This window comes from Dechloromonas denitrificans (assembly GCF_001551835.1).
Lineage (GTDB): Bacteria > Pseudomonadota > Gammaproteobacteria > Burkholderiales > Rhodocyclaceae > Azonexus > Azonexus denitrificans.
Genome location: NZ_LODL01000035.1, coordinates 301,067 through 316,340, shown reverse-complemented (window position 1 = coordinate 316,340; position 15,274 = coordinate 301,067). Strand labels below are relative to the sequence as shown.

At 64.4% G+C, this 15,274-nt stretch carries 17 protein-coding genes and 1 tRNA gene; 12 read left to right on the top strand and 6 right to left on the bottom strand.

Translation table 11 applies throughout. The annotated features are described in order from the left end of the window. Positions 1-61: 61 nt before the first annotated feature. The 9 genes from pstC (at position 62) to AT959_RS16215 (ending at position 9,142) form a co-directional block, all read left to right on the top strand. Complete coding sequence (gene pstC / locus AT959_RS16255; RefSeq protein ID WP_066885257.1) at positions 62-997, top strand: phosphate ABC transporter permease subunit PstC; 936 nt, start codon at positions 62-64, stop codon at positions 995-997. Next, a complete protein-coding gene (pstA, locus tag AT959_RS16250) occupies positions 997-1,929 on the top strand; it encodes a phosphate ABC transporter permease PstA (RefSeq protein ID WP_066885255.1) in 933 nt (310 codons plus the stop codon). Before pstC ends, pstA begins: the two co-directional genes overlap by 1 nt. A 56-nt stretch (positions 1,930-1,985) precedes the next feature. Continuing rightward, complete coding sequence (pstB, locus tag AT959_RS16245; protein ID WP_066885251.1) at positions 1,986-2,765, top strand: phosphate ABC transporter ATP-binding protein PstB; 780 nt, start codon at positions 1,986-1,988, stop codon at positions 2,763-2,765. Positions 2,766-2,778: 13 nt separating this feature from the next. Then, positions 2,779-3,468 (top strand): phosphate signaling complex protein PhoU, encoded by a 690-nt coding sequence (phoU, locus tag AT959_RS16240; RefSeq protein WP_066885249.1) that lies wholly within the window; start codon positions 2,779-2,781, stop codon positions 3,466-3,468. After that, positions 3,465-4,151, top strand: a complete 687-nt coding sequence (gene phoB / locus AT959_RS16235) for a phosphate regulon transcriptional regulator PhoB (RefSeq protein WP_066885246.1) — start codon at positions 3,465-3,467, stop codon at positions 4,149-4,151. Before phoU ends, phoB begins: the two co-directional genes overlap by 4 nt. A gap of 5 nt (positions 4,152-4,156) precedes the next feature. Continuing rightward, positions 4,157-5,449, top strand: a complete 1,293-nt coding sequence (gene phoR, locus AT959_RS16230; RefSeq protein ID WP_066885243.1) for a phosphate regulon sensor histidine kinase PhoR — start codon at positions 4,157-4,159, stop codon at positions 5,447-5,449. Positions 5,450-5,532: 83 nt separating this feature from the next. Continuing rightward, a tRNA-Met gene (locus AT959_RS16225) sits at positions 5,533-5,608 on the top strand. Positions 5,609-5,924: 316 nt separating this feature from the next. Beyond that, the gene (locus AT959_RS16220; RefSeq protein WP_066885240.1) at positions 5,925-7,976 is read left to right on the top strand and encodes a TonB-dependent receptor; all 2,052 of its coding nucleotides are present in this window, start codon (positions 5,925-5,927) and stop codon (positions 7,974-7,976) included. Between the two features lie 5 nt (positions 7,977-7,981). Next, on the top strand, positions 7,982-9,142 hold the full coding sequence (locus AT959_RS16215) for a PepSY-associated TM helix domain-containing protein (protein ID WP_205629945.1): 1,161 nt from the start codon (positions 7,982-7,984) through the stop codon (positions 9,140-9,142). A gap of 68 nt (positions 9,143-9,210) precedes the next feature. On the opposite strand, the gene AT959_RS16210 is transcribed toward AT959_RS16215, so the two are convergent. The 5 genes from AT959_RS16210 to AT959_RS16190 form a co-directional block, all read right to left on the bottom strand. Next, positions 9,211-9,624: a hypothetical protein gene (locus AT959_RS16210; RefSeq protein WP_066885236.1), complete on the bottom strand. Its 414-nt coding sequence runs from the start codon at positions 9,622-9,624 to the stop codon at positions 9,211-9,213. A 9-nt stretch (positions 9,625-9,633) separates the two neighbouring features. Next, positions 9,634-9,972 (bottom strand): hypothetical protein, encoded by a 339-nt coding sequence (locus AT959_RS16205; protein ID WP_066885234.1) that lies wholly within the window; start codon positions 9,970-9,972, stop codon positions 9,634-9,636. 235 nt (positions 9,973-10,207) lie between these two features. Continuing rightward, positions 10,208-11,422, bottom strand: coding sequence for a formate-dependent phosphoribosylglycinamide formyltransferase (purT, locus tag AT959_RS16200; RefSeq protein ID WP_066885231.1), 1,215 nt, complete (start codon positions 11,420-11,422; stop codon positions 10,208-10,210). A gap of 89 nt (positions 11,423-11,511) precedes the next feature. Then, a complete protein-coding gene (map, locus tag AT959_RS16195) occupies positions 11,512-12,312 on the bottom strand; it encodes a type I methionyl aminopeptidase (protein WP_066885228.1) in 801 nt (266 codons plus the stop codon). Beyond that, complete coding sequence (locus AT959_RS16190) at positions 12,309-12,530, bottom strand: ParD-like family protein (protein ID WP_066885225.1); 222 nt, start codon at positions 12,528-12,530, stop codon at positions 12,309-12,311. The genes map and AT959_RS16190 overlap by 4 nt, the downstream gene beginning before the upstream one ends. Before the next feature lie 135 nt (positions 12,531-12,665). Here AT959_RS16190 and AT959_RS16185 point away from each other — a divergent pair, with 135 nt between their 5' ends. Genes AT959_RS16185 through AT959_RS16175 form a run of 3 tightly spaced genes read left to right on the top strand, consistent with a single transcriptional unit; the run spans position 12,666 to position 14,895 of the window. Beyond that, positions 12,666-13,451, top strand: coding sequence for a UDP-2,3-diacylglucosamine diphosphatase (locus tag AT959_RS16185; protein ID WP_066885222.1), 786 nt, complete (start codon positions 12,666-12,668; stop codon positions 13,449-13,451). After that, complete coding sequence (locus tag AT959_RS16180; protein ID WP_066885220.1) at positions 13,452-14,660, top strand: glycosyltransferase; 1,209 nt, start codon at positions 13,452-13,454, stop codon at positions 14,658-14,660. 13 nt (positions 14,661-14,673) lie between these two features. Next, a complete protein-coding gene (locus AT959_RS16175) occupies positions 14,674-14,895 on the top strand; it encodes a hypothetical protein (RefSeq protein WP_066885217.1) in 222 nt (73 codons plus the stop codon). On the opposite strand, the gene AT959_RS16170 is transcribed toward AT959_RS16175, so the two are convergent. Next, positions 14,865-15,239 carry a Crp/Fnr family transcriptional regulator gene (locus AT959_RS16170; protein ID WP_066885215.1) on the bottom strand — a complete coding sequence of 125 codons (375 nt, stop codon included), beginning with the start codon at positions 15,237-15,239 and terminating at the stop codon, positions 14,865-14,867. The two genes, AT959_RS16175 and AT959_RS16170, sit on opposite strands and share 31 nt — an antisense overlap. Positions 15,240-15,274: the final 35 nt, after the last annotated feature.

The following is a 15,274-nucleotide window of genomic DNA, read 5'->3' as shown; positions in this document are numbered from 1 at the left end:
CCGGCCCCGGAGCGGGGTCGGCTTTTCCGTTTATGGAATTCTTGATGTGAATTCGCACACTATGTCTGCAAACAACGCGTCCGACCTGCCCAAGGTCAGCGATCGTCTGGCCTACAATGCCATGCGCAACTGGAAGGAGCGCCTGATCGAGGCGCTGCTGCTCGGTGCGGCGGCGGTTTCGGTGATGACGACGCTCGGTATCGTCTATGTTCTGGTTTCCGAGTCCATCCAGTTCTTTTCCAATGTCAGCATCGTCGATTTCCTGACCGACACGCAATGGACGCCGCTGTTCGATGATGCCCACTTCGGCATCATGGTGCTCATTTCCGGCACCCTCGTTTCCTCGCTGGTCGCGCTGCTCGTCGCCATTCCGATGGGCACGATCATCGCCATCTACCTGTCCGAATTCGCCAACGCCAAGGTCCGTGAAATCGCCAAGCCGATTCTCGAATTGCTCGGCGGCATTCCGACCATCGTTTTCGGTTACTTCGCGCTGCTCGTCGTGACCCCGATCCTCCAGTACATCTTCCCCTCGCTGCCCGGCTTCTCGCTGCTCTCGGCCGGTCTGGTGATGGGCATCATGATCGTCCCCTACATCGCCTCGCTGTCCGAGGATGCCATGCGCGCCGTGCCGATGAGCATGCGCGAAGGCGCCTATGCGATGGGCTCGACCAAGCTTTACACCGCCATCCATGTCGTCGTGCCGGCCGCCGTTTCCGGCCTTGCCGCTTCCTACATCCTGGCCATCTCGCGCGCCGTCGGCGAAACGATGATTCTCGCCGTCGCCGCCGGCATGCAGCCGAACCTGACCTGGAACCCGATGGAGCCGGCTGCGACGATCACTTCCTATATCGTGCAGGTTGCCCTGGGTGATCTGCCGCACGGTTCGATCGGCTACCAGACCATTTTTGCAGCCGGCCTGACGCTGCTGTTGATCACGCTGATTTTCAACATTCTCGGCCAGTGGCTGCGTGCGAAATATCGGGAGACCTACTGATGCAAGCCCTGACTACCGAACAAATCCGTGCCGTCATCGCGCGCGGCAAGCTACGCGACAACATCTTCAAGGCGATGGGCATCTTCTGCCTGGCGCTGGCGCTGATCGTCATCGTCGCCCTGGTCGCCGACATGGTGATGAAGGGTTCGGAGCGTTTCACGCTCGATTTCTTCCTCAACTTCGCCTCGCGGCGGGCGACGCAGGCCGGCATCCTGTCGGCCTGGGTCGGCTCGCTGCTGGTCATGCTGGTCACCGCGCTGGCTGCCGTGCCGCTCGGCGTCGCCGCCGGCCTCTATCTTGAGGAGTACGCCAAGCGCAACTGGCTGACCAACGTCATCGAGATCAACATCAGCAACCTGGCGGCGGTACCGTCGATTGTGTACGGCCTGCTGGCGCTCGGCATCTTCGTGTACCAGTTCGGTTTCGGCCAGAGCATCATGTCGGCCGGCCTGACGCTGGCCCTGCTCATCCTGCCGATCATCATCGTGTCCACCCGCGAAGCGATCCGCGCCATTCCGGCGATGATCCGCGAAGGTTCGATGGCGGTCGGTGCGACCCGCTGGCAGACCTGCCGCTACCACATCGTTCCCTACGCCATGCCCGGCATCCTGACCGGCGTCATCATCGGCCTTGCCCGCGCCATCGGCGAAACGGCACCGATCATCACGATCGGCGCGCTGACTTTCATCGCCTTCCTGCCACCGGCGCCTTTCACAACGCTGGGCGACGGTTCGACGGCCGGCCTGTTCGACTGGGTGTTTGCGCCCTTCACCGTGATGCCGATCCAGATTTTCAACTGGACCTCGCGTCCCGACCCGGCCTTCGAAGTCAATGCCGCCGCCGCCGGTTTCGTGCTGATGGCCATGGTGCTGTCGATGAACGCCGTCGCCATCTGGCTGCGCTACAAGATGCGCAAGAACATTAAATGGTGATTCCGGCGGTGAACCCCGGAAAAACACCCAAAACCGAATACGAAATGGAGTCTCAAATGCAGATCCACGATCACCCCCAGCTCAAGGCTGAAGCCCGTAACCTGAACTTCTACTACGGTGAAGCCAAGGCCCTGAAGAACATCAACATGCCGATCTACGACAAGAAGGTCACCGCGCTGATCGGCCCGTCCGGTTGCGGCAAATCGACCTACCTGCGCAGCTTCAACCGCATGCACGACCTCTACCCGGGCAACCGTTACGAGGGCGAGATCCGTTTCTTCCCGGACAACACCAACCTGCTGTCGCCGGAAGTCGACCCGATCGAAGTCCGCATGCGCGTCGGCATGGTTTTCCAGAAGCCGAATCCTTTCCCCAAGTCGATCTACGAAAACGTCGCCTACGGTCTGCGCGTCCGTGGCGAGAACAACCGCCGGGTGCTCGACGACAAGGTCGAACAGGCCCTGCGCGGCGCCGCGATCTGGGATGAGGTCAAGGATCGCCTGCAGGATCTCGCTTCCAACCTGTCCGGCGGCCAGCAGCAGCGTCTGTGCATTGCCCGCGCCCTGGCCACCGATCCCGAACTGCTGTTGTTCGACGAGCCGACCTCGGCCCTCGACCCGATCGCTACCGGTGCCATCGAGGAACTGGTCCATGAGCTGAAGAAGCGCGTCACCATCCTGATCGTTACCCACAACATGCAGCAGGCGGCGCGCGTTTCCGACTACACCGCCTACATGTTCCTCGGCGAGATGATCGAATTCGGCAAGACCGACGAGATCTTCATCAAGCCGCAAGACAAGCGCACCGAAGACTACATTACCGGCCGCATGGGCTAAGAAGGGGACCGACATGAACGAAAGCCAGCATCTCTCCAGCCAGTTCGACGAAGAACTCAGCCGTCTGCGCACCCACGTGCTGCAGATGGGCGGCCTGGTCGAGACCCAGGTCTCGGCCGCCATCGACGCCTATTCAACCGGCGAGATCGCCAGCGTCAAGACCATCGTCGAGACCGACCGCAAGGTCAATGAGCTGGAAAAGGCGATCGACGACGACTGCGCCCACATCATCGCCAAGCGCCAGCCGACCGCTTCCGACTTGCGCCTGGTGCTCGGCATCAGCAAGATCGTCACCGATCTCGAACGGGCCGGCGACGAGGCCAAGAAAATCGCCAAGGGCGTCCGCCGCATCTACGAAAACGGCCACATGCCGTCGCAGTACGGGGTCGGTATCCGCCACCTGGCCGAAGCGGCGCTGACCATGGTGCGCGAGGCGCTCGACGCCTTCGCCCGGCTCGATACGGTGCAGGCCACCGAGGTCATCCGGGCCGACTCCGAGGTCGATACCGAGTTCAAGTCGATCATCCGCCAGCTGATCACCCACATGATGGAAGATCCGCGCACCATTACCACCGCCATCGACATCATTTCGATTGCCCGCGCCATCGAACGGATCGGCGACCATGCCAAGAACGTTTCCGAACAGGTGGTGTACGTCGTCGAGGGGCGCGATATCCGCCACACCAAGGAGCTCATCAAGTGACTCCGACCATTCTGGTCGTTGAAGACGAACCGGCGATCCAGGAGCTTGTCGTCATCAACTTGAAGCACGCCGGCTTCCTGGTCGTCCGGGCCGGCAGTGCCGAGGAGGCCGAATCGGCCATCCGTGCCGCGCTGCCCGACCTGGTCGTGCTCGACTGGATGCTGCCCGGCCAGTCCGGCGTCACGCTGGCCAAGAAGATTCGGGCCGACGAACGGACCCGCGAACTGCCGATCATCATGCTGACCGCCCGGGTTCATGAAGAAGACAAGGTGCAGGGGCTGGAGGCCGGAGCCGACGACTACGTCACCAAGCCCTTCTCACCGAAGGAACTGGTCGCCCGCGTCCGTGCCGTGCTGCGCCGCCGGGCGCCGCATCTGGCCGGCGAAGCGGTCGAAATCGGCTCCCTGGCACTGAATCCGGCGACCCATCGGGTGCTGGCCAGCGGCCAGCCGATCGAACTGGGGCCGACCGAATTCCGCCTGCTCTTTTTCTTCATGACTCATGCCGAACGGGTCTATACCCGCGCCCAACTGCTCGACGAAGTCTGGGGCGACCATGTCTTCATCGAAGAGCGCACGGTCGATGTGCACATCCGCCGCTTGCGCGCGGCACTGGAGTCGTCCGGCAACCACGAGCGGGTCGAAACCGTGCGTGGTACCGGCTATCGCTTCCGCGGAGCCTGAGGCGGGTGACGGCACAAGTCATCCGGGCCCTGCTGCTCGCCCTGCTCTCGATCGTCGTCGCGCTGCCGGTCGGCCACTTCTACGCGCCCTGGGCCGGCTGGGTGGTCTTCTGTGGTGGCCTCGGCCTGCAGATGCTCTTCCACTTCCGCAACTTTGCTCGCCTCGACCGCTGGTCGCGCGCCCCGGTCGTCGATAGCAGCCTGGAGGGCGAGGGCGCCTGGGACGGCATTTTCGGCCGCCTCTACCGGCACGAGAAGGACCTGCGGGCACAGATCGCCCGCCGCGACGCCGAGATCGCCATGCTGATCGCTGCCGGCCAGGCGCTGACCGACGGCGTCGTGTTGCTCGACAACCAGAACCAGATCCTGTTCTGCAATACAACGGCCGAGATGCAACTCGGCCTCGTCGTCAAGACCGACCGCGGCCAGCCGGTGGTCAACCTGGTCCGCCAACCCGAATTCGTCGCCTATCTGACTGACGAGGATTTCTCCCGGCCGCTGACCTTGCGTTCGGACCGCAACGAGGATCGCGTGCTGTCGATCTACGTCATTCCCTATGCCGGCGACCGCCGCCTGATGCAGATCAAGGATGTGACGCAGACCGACCGCCTCGACCGGATGCGCCGCGATTTCGTCGCCAACGTCTCGCACGAACTGCGCACGCCGCTCACCGTGCTCGCCGGCTTCCTCGAAACCTTGCAGGAAATCGAGGTCGACCGCGAGGAACAGGCGCGTTACCTGGCGATGATGAGCGAGCAGTCGCTGCGCATGCAGTCCATCGTCCAGGATCTGCTGACGCTATCCTCGATCGAGTCGGCGCCACCGCCGGACAACGAGCCGGTCGATATGGTCAACATGATCGACAAGCTGCGCCGCGATGCCGAAGCGCTCTCTGCCGGCCGCCATACGGTCGTCGTCGAGACCGACGGCCAGGGCGACCTGCGCGGCTCCGAGCCGGAGCTGGTCAGTGCCTTCGCTAATCTGGTCTCGAACGCGGTGCGCTACACGCCGCCCGGCGGCACCATCCGGATCAGCTGGCGGGCCAGCTCGCAGGGGGCCGAATTCGCCGTTCAGGATACCGGCATCGGCATCGATCCCAAGCATATCCCGCGACTGACCGAGCGCTTCTACCGGGTCGACCGCGGTCGTTCGCGCGATGCCGGCGGTACCGGCCTCGGCCTGGCCATCGTCAAGCACTCGCTGAGCCGCCATCAGGCACAGCTCGACATCAAGAGCACGCCGGGCCTGGGCAGCCGTTTCGCCGCCCGTTTCCCGGCCAGCCGGGTGGCCGGTATTTGAAGCCCCTTCGTTAATTTCGGCTGATTTTCCGAATTGCCTTGACTGGTGCATCCGATAGGCGGATAGTGCGCACCTCTGACGGACGCGGGATGGAGCAGTTGGCAGCTCGTCGGGCTCATAACCCGAAGGTCGCAGGTTCAAGTCCTGCTCCCGCAACCAAAGAAAATCAACGAAGGATCAACCGCTTAATAGCGTTGGTCCTTTTTTGTTTTGGGGCCGCCGATCCAATGTGTGAACAGTGAGCCTGGCCGGTCGGCGCCAGCGCGCTATCCTCCGCCGCCAGCCCGGCCTGCGACCTTTTGCCGCAGCTTGTCTTCGGATTAATTTATTAGAATCCGGGCCGATCAAACGATTGATTTCATACATGTTTTGATCGAGATCAATATAAATTTAGAAGCGTTTTCTGATCTTTGTTGACGGCCTTGAATTTTAAGTAATTTTCTGGAATCCGCCGAGGCGGGGTGGGGAGAGTCGGATGGTGCGGGGGAAATTTGCGGGCGGCTTCAAGCCGCTACATATCGGTGTGTTGCTGGCGCTGGCTGTCATGGGGCAAACCTCATCGGCGGCCGATCAGCGGGTCGAGGAGTCGGCAGTGACGCTCGGTGAGGTCAGTGTCCGCGCGGCGGGCAGCGGCGCCCTGGCCAGCAAGTCGGTGCTCAGTTCAGTCAATATCCTGGGCAGCGACATGATCGCCAACCAGAATGTCGGCGGCGTCTGGCAATTGTTCAGCCAGATGCCCGGCGTCATGCTGACCGAGTTCCGCCAGGGGACGACGGCCGGCAAGCTTTCCTTCCGCGCCTTCAACGGCGAGGGCGAGATCAATGCGGTCAAGCTGCTGGTCGACGGCATCCCGAGCAACAGCAACGACGGCAACATGCCCTACCTCGACATGCTGTTCCCGCTCGAGATCGAGGCCATCGAACTGGTCAAGGGCACCAACGATCCGCGCTACGGCCTGCACAACATCGCCGGCAACGCCAGCATCGTCACCGACATCGGCGGCCAATACACCAAGGCCCGCGCCGCTTACGGCAGCTTCAACACGCGCGAGGTGCAGTTGGCCAAGGGCGTCGACAGCGGCGGCCTGTCGCAGAACTATTTTCTCGGCTACCAGGCGACCGAGGGCTATCGCGAACACGCCGATTCGGAAAAGTATTCGCTGGCCGGCAAGTGGTTCTATACGCCGGACGACGGTGCGACCAAGGTCGGGGCGATTGCCCGCGTGTACCGGCACGATGCGCAGGAGCCCGGCTACATGACCCTGAACGAGTCGCGTACCGATCCCGAAGGCTCGGCCGCGCGCAATGCCAGCGATGCCGGCAATCGCCGGATGAGCCAGTTCAGCGGCCACTTCGACAAGCAACTGAACGAGCGCCTGTTCTGGAGCAGCAAGGCCTATGTCAACAACCTCTACGACCAGCGCTGGGTGCGTTTCTCGCAGGCGGCCGGGCAGCAGGAACGGGTCGTCGATGAAAAGCACTACGGTTTCCTCAGTACGCTGACCTACCGGCCGGTCGTCGAGGGCCTCTATGGCCTGGCTATCGAGGGTGGCGTCGATGCCCAGTGGCAGGACAACTTCAGTCAGCGCTACAACACCACCGACCGGCGGCACACCAAGACGACCCGCGACCAGCAGTTCGATTTCGATATCTACGGCGCCTATGTCCAGGCCATCATCCGGCCGACCGAGAATTTCAAGATCGTGCCCGCCCTGCGCGTCGACCGCGCCTATGGCAATTACACCAACCTGCTGAACGGCCAGAACTATCAAGTCAACGATTACGGCCTGATCCCGCAGCCCAAGCTGAGCGCGATGTACACGCTGACGCCGGGCGTCGGCCTGTACGGCAATGTCGGGCGCAGCTTCCAGGTCGGCGTCGGTTCGGCGGCCTACAAGGTCGGCCAGAGCAGCGACCTCGAACCGTCGCTGAACGACGGCTGGGAAGTCGGCGTCAAGTTGAAGCCGACGGGCTGGCTCGATGGCCGCCTGGCCTTCTGGCAGCAGACGGCTTCCAACGAGGCGCGGCGCAAGCTGAACGACCCGGCCAATTCCTCGGAAAACATCGGCCGCACCCGCCGCCAGGGGATCGACGTCGAAACCAGTATCCGGCCGACCGACAAGGGGACGCTGTGGCTGTCCTACTCCTATCAGAACTCGGAAATCCTGAAGCCGGAATCCTCGGCGCCGAGCACGCTCGGCAAGCAGATCGACCACATCCCGCACCACATCTTCGCGGCCGGGGTCGATTATCAGGTGCTGCCCGCCTTGCGCCTGTCGGCCTGGGCCAATGTGCAGAGCGACTACTATCTGGAGCGGGCCAACAGCAAGGGCAAGTACGGCGATTTCGCCTTGCTCAACGTCAGTGCCAGCTACCAAGTGAGCAAGGACGTGGCGCTCGAGTTCCAGGTCAAGAACCTGACCAACCAGTATTACGAATACGTCTGGTGGGACAGCGACAACAACCAGAGCCTGCATTCGCCGGGTGACGGCCGCGCCTTCTACGGTGCCGTTCGCGCCACCTACTGAGCGTAGTGGCGGTCATCAGCCAGCGCCGCCGTCGCCTGCGCCAGTTCTGGGTGCAGGTCCATCTCTGGCCGGGCATGCTGCTCGGCGCGGTGTTCGCCGTGCTCGGCCTGAGCGGCAGCGTGCTCTGTTTCTACCCGGAAATCGATCTCTGGCTCAATCCGGCGCAGCAGGTCGCCGGCAGCGCGCCGGCCACCTTTTCGGTGCAGCAGGCGCTCGATGCACTGCATGCGGCGCGGCCCGACTATGGCGGCGCCTGGCGGCTGGAAATGCCGCTGGCCGACGGCCGGCCGCTCAGCGCCCGCTATTACCGGCCGCCGGAAACGGCCGGCCGCAGCTTCGCGCCGTTCATGGCGACCCTCGACCCGCAGACGGTGACTATCACCAGCCAGCGCTTCTGGGGCGATTACGCGATGACCTGGCTTTACAACCTGCACTACACGCTGCTTTGGGAAAAGCCGGGGCGAATGGCGGTTGGCGTGGTCGGCCTGTTCAGCCTGCTCTCGCTGGGCAGCGGCCTCTACTTGTGGTGGCCGGCCGGTAGCCGCTGGCGTGAGGCACTGCGGGTCCGCATCCGGCCCGGCATCGTGCGGGCGACCTACGACTGGCATACGCTGGGCGGCATTTATGGCTTCGTGCTGTTGCTCGTCATCAGCTTCAGCGGGGTGTTTCTCGCCCTGCCGGAATATGGCCGGCCGCTGGTCGAGGCCTTTTCGCCGCTCGGCCGTAGCGCCACGCCGCATTCGGCCGACACGCGGGGCGACATGATCTCGGCCGACCTGGCCGTGGCCCGGGCGCAGGCGGCCTTGCCGGGGGCGGTGCTGCGCTGGGTCGAAACGCCGGCGACGGCGGATAGCGTCTTCCGGCTCAGTTTCTGGCAGGCCGGCGACCCCGGCTACCGTTTCCCGCGCAGCAATGTCTGGGTCGATGCCTATTCCGGCGACGTGCTGGCCGTGCGCGACTGGCGGCGGGAGGCGACGGGCGATGTCTTTCTGGCCTGGCAGCATCCCTTGCACAACGGCGAAGGCTTCGGCCTGGCCGGGCGGCTGCTGGCCAGTCTGGCCGGCCTGCTGCCCGCCCTGCTCTGGGTGACTGGGGTGATGCGCTGGTCGCAGAAACGCCAGGCGCGGGCCAAGCTGTCCGCACTCGCCGATGGCCGGCCGGTTTGAAGCGTGCCGGCATTTTTGCCTTTGGGCAGCGTTGACCGCAGGACTCGGCTATTTTCTGTTGAGCCGCTTCAGGCAAACCAGCGCAGGAAGGCGGCGGCCGACAGTGCCGTCGCCGCCAGGCCGACCAGCGCCGTCCAGGCGTGACTGCGCCGCGCCGCCGACCAGTTGGCGGCAAGCTTGAGGCAGAGCAGGCTCAACAGCAGCCCGCCGGTCGCGCAACTCAACTTGAGCACCAAGGCAACCACGGCCACCCCGTGCAAATCGGGAAACTGCCCGTAGTAGGCCAGACTGATCAACCCGAATCCGGCGCCGCTCGCCGCCTGCAGCGCCCAGCCGGCGAGGATCAGCCACAGCAGCCCGCTGGTCGGCGCCGCATCCCGTCGCTGACTGAGCCAGCCGGCGACGGCGCCACCGGTCACCGCCACGGCGCCGAAGTTATGGGCCAGTTGAACCAGCGCGTAGGCCAGATTCTGCAGATCCACGGCCAGCGATCATTCAACCTTCACCTTGACGCATTTCTCGATGCCGATCGGCGTGTGATTCTTGTTCACCACCTTGATGCACAGATCGTGCGCGCCCGGCGTCAGGGATTTCAAGGCGTAGCTGCCTTTCAAGTCGCGCAGTACCGCGATTTCCTTGCCGTCGACATAAAGGTGGGTGTGGTCGCCTTGCGGGCCCGGGGTGACGTCATAGCTGATCTTGTTCTCGGCCGTTGCTTTCAGCGTTGCATTGTCGGCCGGCGAAACGATGGTTACCGAGCCGGTGTCGGCCTGCGCCAGCAGGGGGAGGGCGGCCAGTGCCAACAGCATGCAGAGGGATTGTTTCTTCATGGAATTCTCCTCACGAGTCGGGGCGGCGCAAACGCGACGGAAGGTCGGGTACGCCGTAAGCGGTGGACATGTCAGCTCGGTATTTTGTTCAAGTGGCCCTTGCCGTCCATGCGCTTCAGTTAATGTGGTGGTTTTTTGATTTTGTCGTTCCCGCGCAGGCGGGGACCCAGTCAGCGCGTGCCACTGGATTCCCGCCTGCGCGGGAATGACCGGTATTGGGGGGCGACCGGCGGCTTCAGCCGGTGATTGGCTTGACCCGGCTCGCCGCCAGTTTCGCCCGTTGGCGGGCTTCGTCGACGGTATCGGCATTGGCGACGGCGACGCCCATCCGCCGTTTCTTGAACGATTCCGGCTTGCCGAACAGGCGCAGGTCGCTGCGCGGCACGGCCAACGCTTCGTCGAGACCGCTGAAGGCGATGCCTTGCGCTTCCAGACCGCCGTAGATGACGGCCGAGGCGCCCGGTTCGCGCAGCGCGGTATCGACCGGCAGGCCGAGGATGGCGCGGGCGTGCAGTTCGAATTCGGAGAAACGCTGCGAACAGAGGGTGACCAGGCCGGTGTCGTGCGGCCGTGGGCTGACTTCGGAGAACCAGACCATGTCGCCCTTGACGAACAGTTCAACGCCGAACAGGCCGCGCCCGCCGAGGTTGCCGGTCACCGCGGCGGCGATTTCCTCGGCGCGTTGCCGGGCGGCCGGGCGCATCGGCTGCGGTTGCCAGGATTCGACATAGTCGCCGGCGACCTGGACGTGGCCGATCGGCTCGCAGAAATAGGTCTGCACGGTGCCGGCCGCATCGCGGGCGCGCACGGTGAGCAGCGTGATCTCGTAGTCGAAGTCGATGAAACCTTCGACGATGACACGCCCGGCATTGACCCGGCCGCCGCTCGCCGCGTAGTCCCAGGCCGTCTGCACGTCGGCCTGGCCGCGCAGCAGCGACTGGCCCTTGCCGGACGAGGACATCACCGGCTTGACGATGCACGGGTAGCCGATGCCTGGTTCACCATTGACGCCATCGATGGCGGCCTGCAGGTCGGCCAGCGAATCGGCGAATTGATAGGGCGAGGTGGCCAGGCCGAGCTCCTCGGCGGCCAGCCGGCGGATGCCTTCGCGGTTCATGGTCAGCTTGGCGGCACGGGCGGTGGGGATTACTTCGGCCAGCCCGGCGGCTTCGATGTCGACCAGCATGTCGGTGGCGATGGCCTCGATTTCCGGCACGATCAGGTGTGGTTTTTCCAGTTCGACCAGGCGGCGCAGCGCGCCGCCGTCAGTCATCGAAATGACGTGAGCGCGGTGGGCGACCTGCTGGCCGGGGGCGTTTTCGTAACGGTCGACGGCGATCACTTCGACGCCGAGGCGCTGCAGCGCGACGATCACTTCCTTGCCGAGTTCGCCCGAGCCGAGCAGCATGACGCGGGTGGCGGAGGGCGACAGCGGGGTGCCGATTTGCATGGGGATTCCTTTACGGTCGACGGCGAAAATCCGGCGAATTTAGGCGTCGCCCGCCTGAAATGCAAGCCCGCTGTCCTGGACCTGGTGCCCTAGGCCCCGATCGGCGCGTAGTCGCCGTAGCCGTCCGGCCAAGGGGTGAGGATCTCGAAGCCGTCGTCGGTGACCAGCACGGTGTGTTCCCATTGGGCCGACAGCGAGCGGTCCTTGGTGACCACCGTCCACTCGTCCGGCAGATGGGTGATGGCGGCCTTGCCGGCGTTAAGCATGGGCTCGATGGTGAAGATCATGCCCGGTTCGAGCTTGAGGCCGCGGCCGGGCTGGCCGACATGCACGACCTGCGGTTCATCGTGATAAACGGTGCCGATGCCGTGGCCGCAGTATTCGCGCACGACGCTGTAGCCTTCGCGCTGGGCGACGCTCTGGATGGCGTGGCCGACATCGCCCAGCGTCGCCCCCGGGCGCACCTGCAAGATGCCGGCGCGCATCGCCTCGTAGGTGGTGCGTACCAGGCGCCGGGCCTGGATCGCCGGCTTGCCGACGAAGTACATCCGGCTGGTATCGCCGAACCAGCCATCCTTGATGACGGCAACGTCAATATTGACGATGTCGCCGTCCTTCAGTTTCTTGTCGGAAGGAATGCCGTGGCAGACAACGTGATTGACCGAAGCGCAAATCGTCTTCGGGTAGCCGTGATAGCCGACGTTGGCCGGAATCGCCTGCTGCACATTGACGATGTAGTCATGGCACAGGCGGTCCAGCTCGTTGGTCGTGACGCCGGCTTTGACGTGCCCGGCAATCATCTGCAGCAGTTCGGCCGCCAGCCGGCCGGCCTGGCGGGCCATGGCGATCTCGCCCGGCGTGCGGATCGGTACGCCGCGCCCGGCGCTCATGCGGCGAGCGCCGCGGCTGGCGGCTGTTCGTGGGCGTCCTGCTGCTCGGCCTCGATCAGCAACTGGCAGATGTCGGCGTAGCAGAGGTTCGGGTTGAGTTCGGCCAGCATGCCGACGCGCAGCCAGTGTTCGGCCTGGGCATTGATCGAACGGCTGAGCGCGCCGCTGGTCAGACGCAGGTTCTCATGCATCCGCTCGGAGATTTTGACGATTCCCATGGGTGTGTGCGGTATATGGTTTGTATATGATCCATATAATAGCAGAGATCGCCTTCGGCGCTGCAAGACGGCCTTGTCACACGCCTGTCACGGCCTCGTCATGGTCCGTTCACGGCGGCCGGCTATCGTGCCGTCATGCCCAAGGTCAGATCAGTTTTCCTTTCCGACATCCACCTCGGCACGCGGGCGTGCCAGGCGGATCGTCTGCTCGATTTCCTGCGCGAGTATTCGGCCGACCAGACTTACCTGATCGGCGACATCATCGATTTCTGGGCGATGAGCCGCAGCATCTGCTGGACGCAGGCACAGAACACCGTCGTCCAGAAGCTGCTGCGCCGGGCCCGCCACGGCGAGCGCGTCATCTTCATTCCCGGCAACCACGACGAGGCGCTGCGCGACTACTGCGGCACCGTCTTCGGCGAGATCGAGGTGGTCGATGAACTGGTGCACGAAATGGCCGACGGCCGCCGCTTCCTGCTCATCCACGGCGACCAGTTCGACCAGGTGACGCGCCATCACCGCTGGGTCGCCGTGCTCGGCGACAAGGCCTACGACCTGCTGGTCAGGATCAATCACTGGTTGTCCTGGGCGCGCCGCAAGCTCGGCCTGGCCGGCTACTGGTCGCTGGCCGGCTACGCCAAGCGCAAAGTGAAAACGGCGCTCAATTTCATTTTCGATTTCGAAACTTCGGCCGTCCATCACGCCCGTGAGCGGGGGCTGGACGGCGTCATCTGCGGTCACATCCACTGGGCGACGATCCGCGAGATCGACGGCCTGAGCTACGTCAATTGCGGCGACTGGGTCGATTCCTGCACGGCCATCGTCGAACATTTCGACGGCCGACTCGAACTGGTCGCCTGGGGCGAGGCGCGGCCACAGGCCCTGCTCGCCGCCCCGCTATCCGAAACTGCGGAGGTCTGAATGCGTGTCCTGATGGTGTCCGATGTCTATTTTCCCCGGGTCAATGGCGTGTCGACCTCGATCGAAACCTTTCGCCGGACGCTGGCCGGGCTCGGCGTCGAGGTTCGCCTGGTTGTGCCGCGCTACGGCGACGAGGCCGACGAGCCGGGCATCGTCCGCGTCGCCGGGCGGCCGGTGCCGGGCGACCGCGAGGACCGCCTGGTCGGCTGGCGAGCCATGCAGCGCGCCGTGCTGGCCGCGGCCGAAGATTGCGACCTGATCCACATCCAGACCCCCTTCGTTGCCCACTACGCCGGCCTCAAGGCGGCCCGCAAGCTGGGCCGGCCGGTGCTGGCCACCTACCACACGCTGTTCGAGGAATACCTGCAGCACTACGCCCCCTTCCTGCCGGCCGGCTGGCTCAAGGGCCAGGCCCGTGGCCTGTCGCGCCGGCAATGCAATGCGCTCGATGCGGTGGTCGTGCCGTCGACGGCGATGCAGCAGCGCCTGCAGAGCTATGGCGTCAGCGTGCCGCTGCACGTGCTGCCGACCGGCATCCCACTCGCCCAGTTCGGCCGCGGCGACGGCCTCGCCTTCCGGCTGCAGCACGGCATTGCGCCGGATCGCCCGGTGGCGCTGTTCGTCGGCCGCGTCGCCCATGAGAAGAACATCGCCTTCCTGCTCGATGCGCTGGTCCATGCCCGGCAGTTGCAGCCCGAACTGCTCCTGCTGATTGCCGGCGAAGGGCCGGCCATGGTCAGCCTGCAGGCGCGGGTCAAAGCCATGGGCCTGAGCGATGCCGTTGCCTTCATCGGCTATCTCGACCGTCGCCAGGCCTTGCCGGATTGCTACGCGGCGGCCGATGTCTTCGTCTTTGCCTCGCGCACCGAAACCCAAGGCCTGGTCCTGCTCGAGGCGATGGCGGCCGGCCTGCCGGTCATCGCATTGGCCGAAATGGGGACCGTCGATATCCTCGCCCCCGGCCGTGGCGCCTTGTCGCCGCCGGCGGTGCCGCAAGCCTTCGGCGAAATGCTCGGCAACTTCCTGCAGCAGCCGACGCTCTGGCGCCGACTGGCCGACGAAGCGCCGTTATACGCCAGTGAATGGTCGGACACGGCGATGGCCGGCCGGCTGGCCGGCCTCTATCGCGAACTATCGGGCTTGAAAAATGCCTCAGAAGGGACGTCGACCGCAGGAGTCCCGGATATTTCCCTGGACGCGGCCGGCTGAACAAGGGGGAACCATGAGCCTGAGCACCGAACACGCCTGCGAGCATTGTCGCTATTACACGCTGGCCGACGCCCTGACCGGCAACTGTCACCGTTTTCCGCCGGTTTTCGCCGGCGCCAGCTCACCGCGGGAAACGCATCACTGGCGTTTCCCGGCGGTCGGCAACCATGCCTGGTGCGGCGAGTTCCTGCCGCTACCCGAGGCTCAGATGTCCTCGATCGGCGCCACCATCTGATTGGCGGCGCGCAGGCGCTCGGCCAGCACGCGCATGACCTGGGTGGCGAAGAAGGGCGTCTGCTGGACCAGGTAATGAAAGCGCTTTTCGTCGACAGCGACGAGTTCGCAGTCGCTGGTCGCGACGACGGTTGCCGAGCGCGGCCCCGGTGAGACCAGGCCCATTTCGCCGACGATATTGCCGTGCTGCAGCCTTTCGACCACCCGGTTGTTGACGATGACTTCGGCCGTGCCGGTGGTCAGCACGTACATCAGGTGACCTGCATCGTTGGCCTTGAACAGGGTTTGGCCGGCCGGGATGCGGACGATGTCGGGGTTGTTGGCAAAAAGCTCGAAAAAGACCATGACTATTCTTCCATCGGAACGGGAGTAGGCCTTTT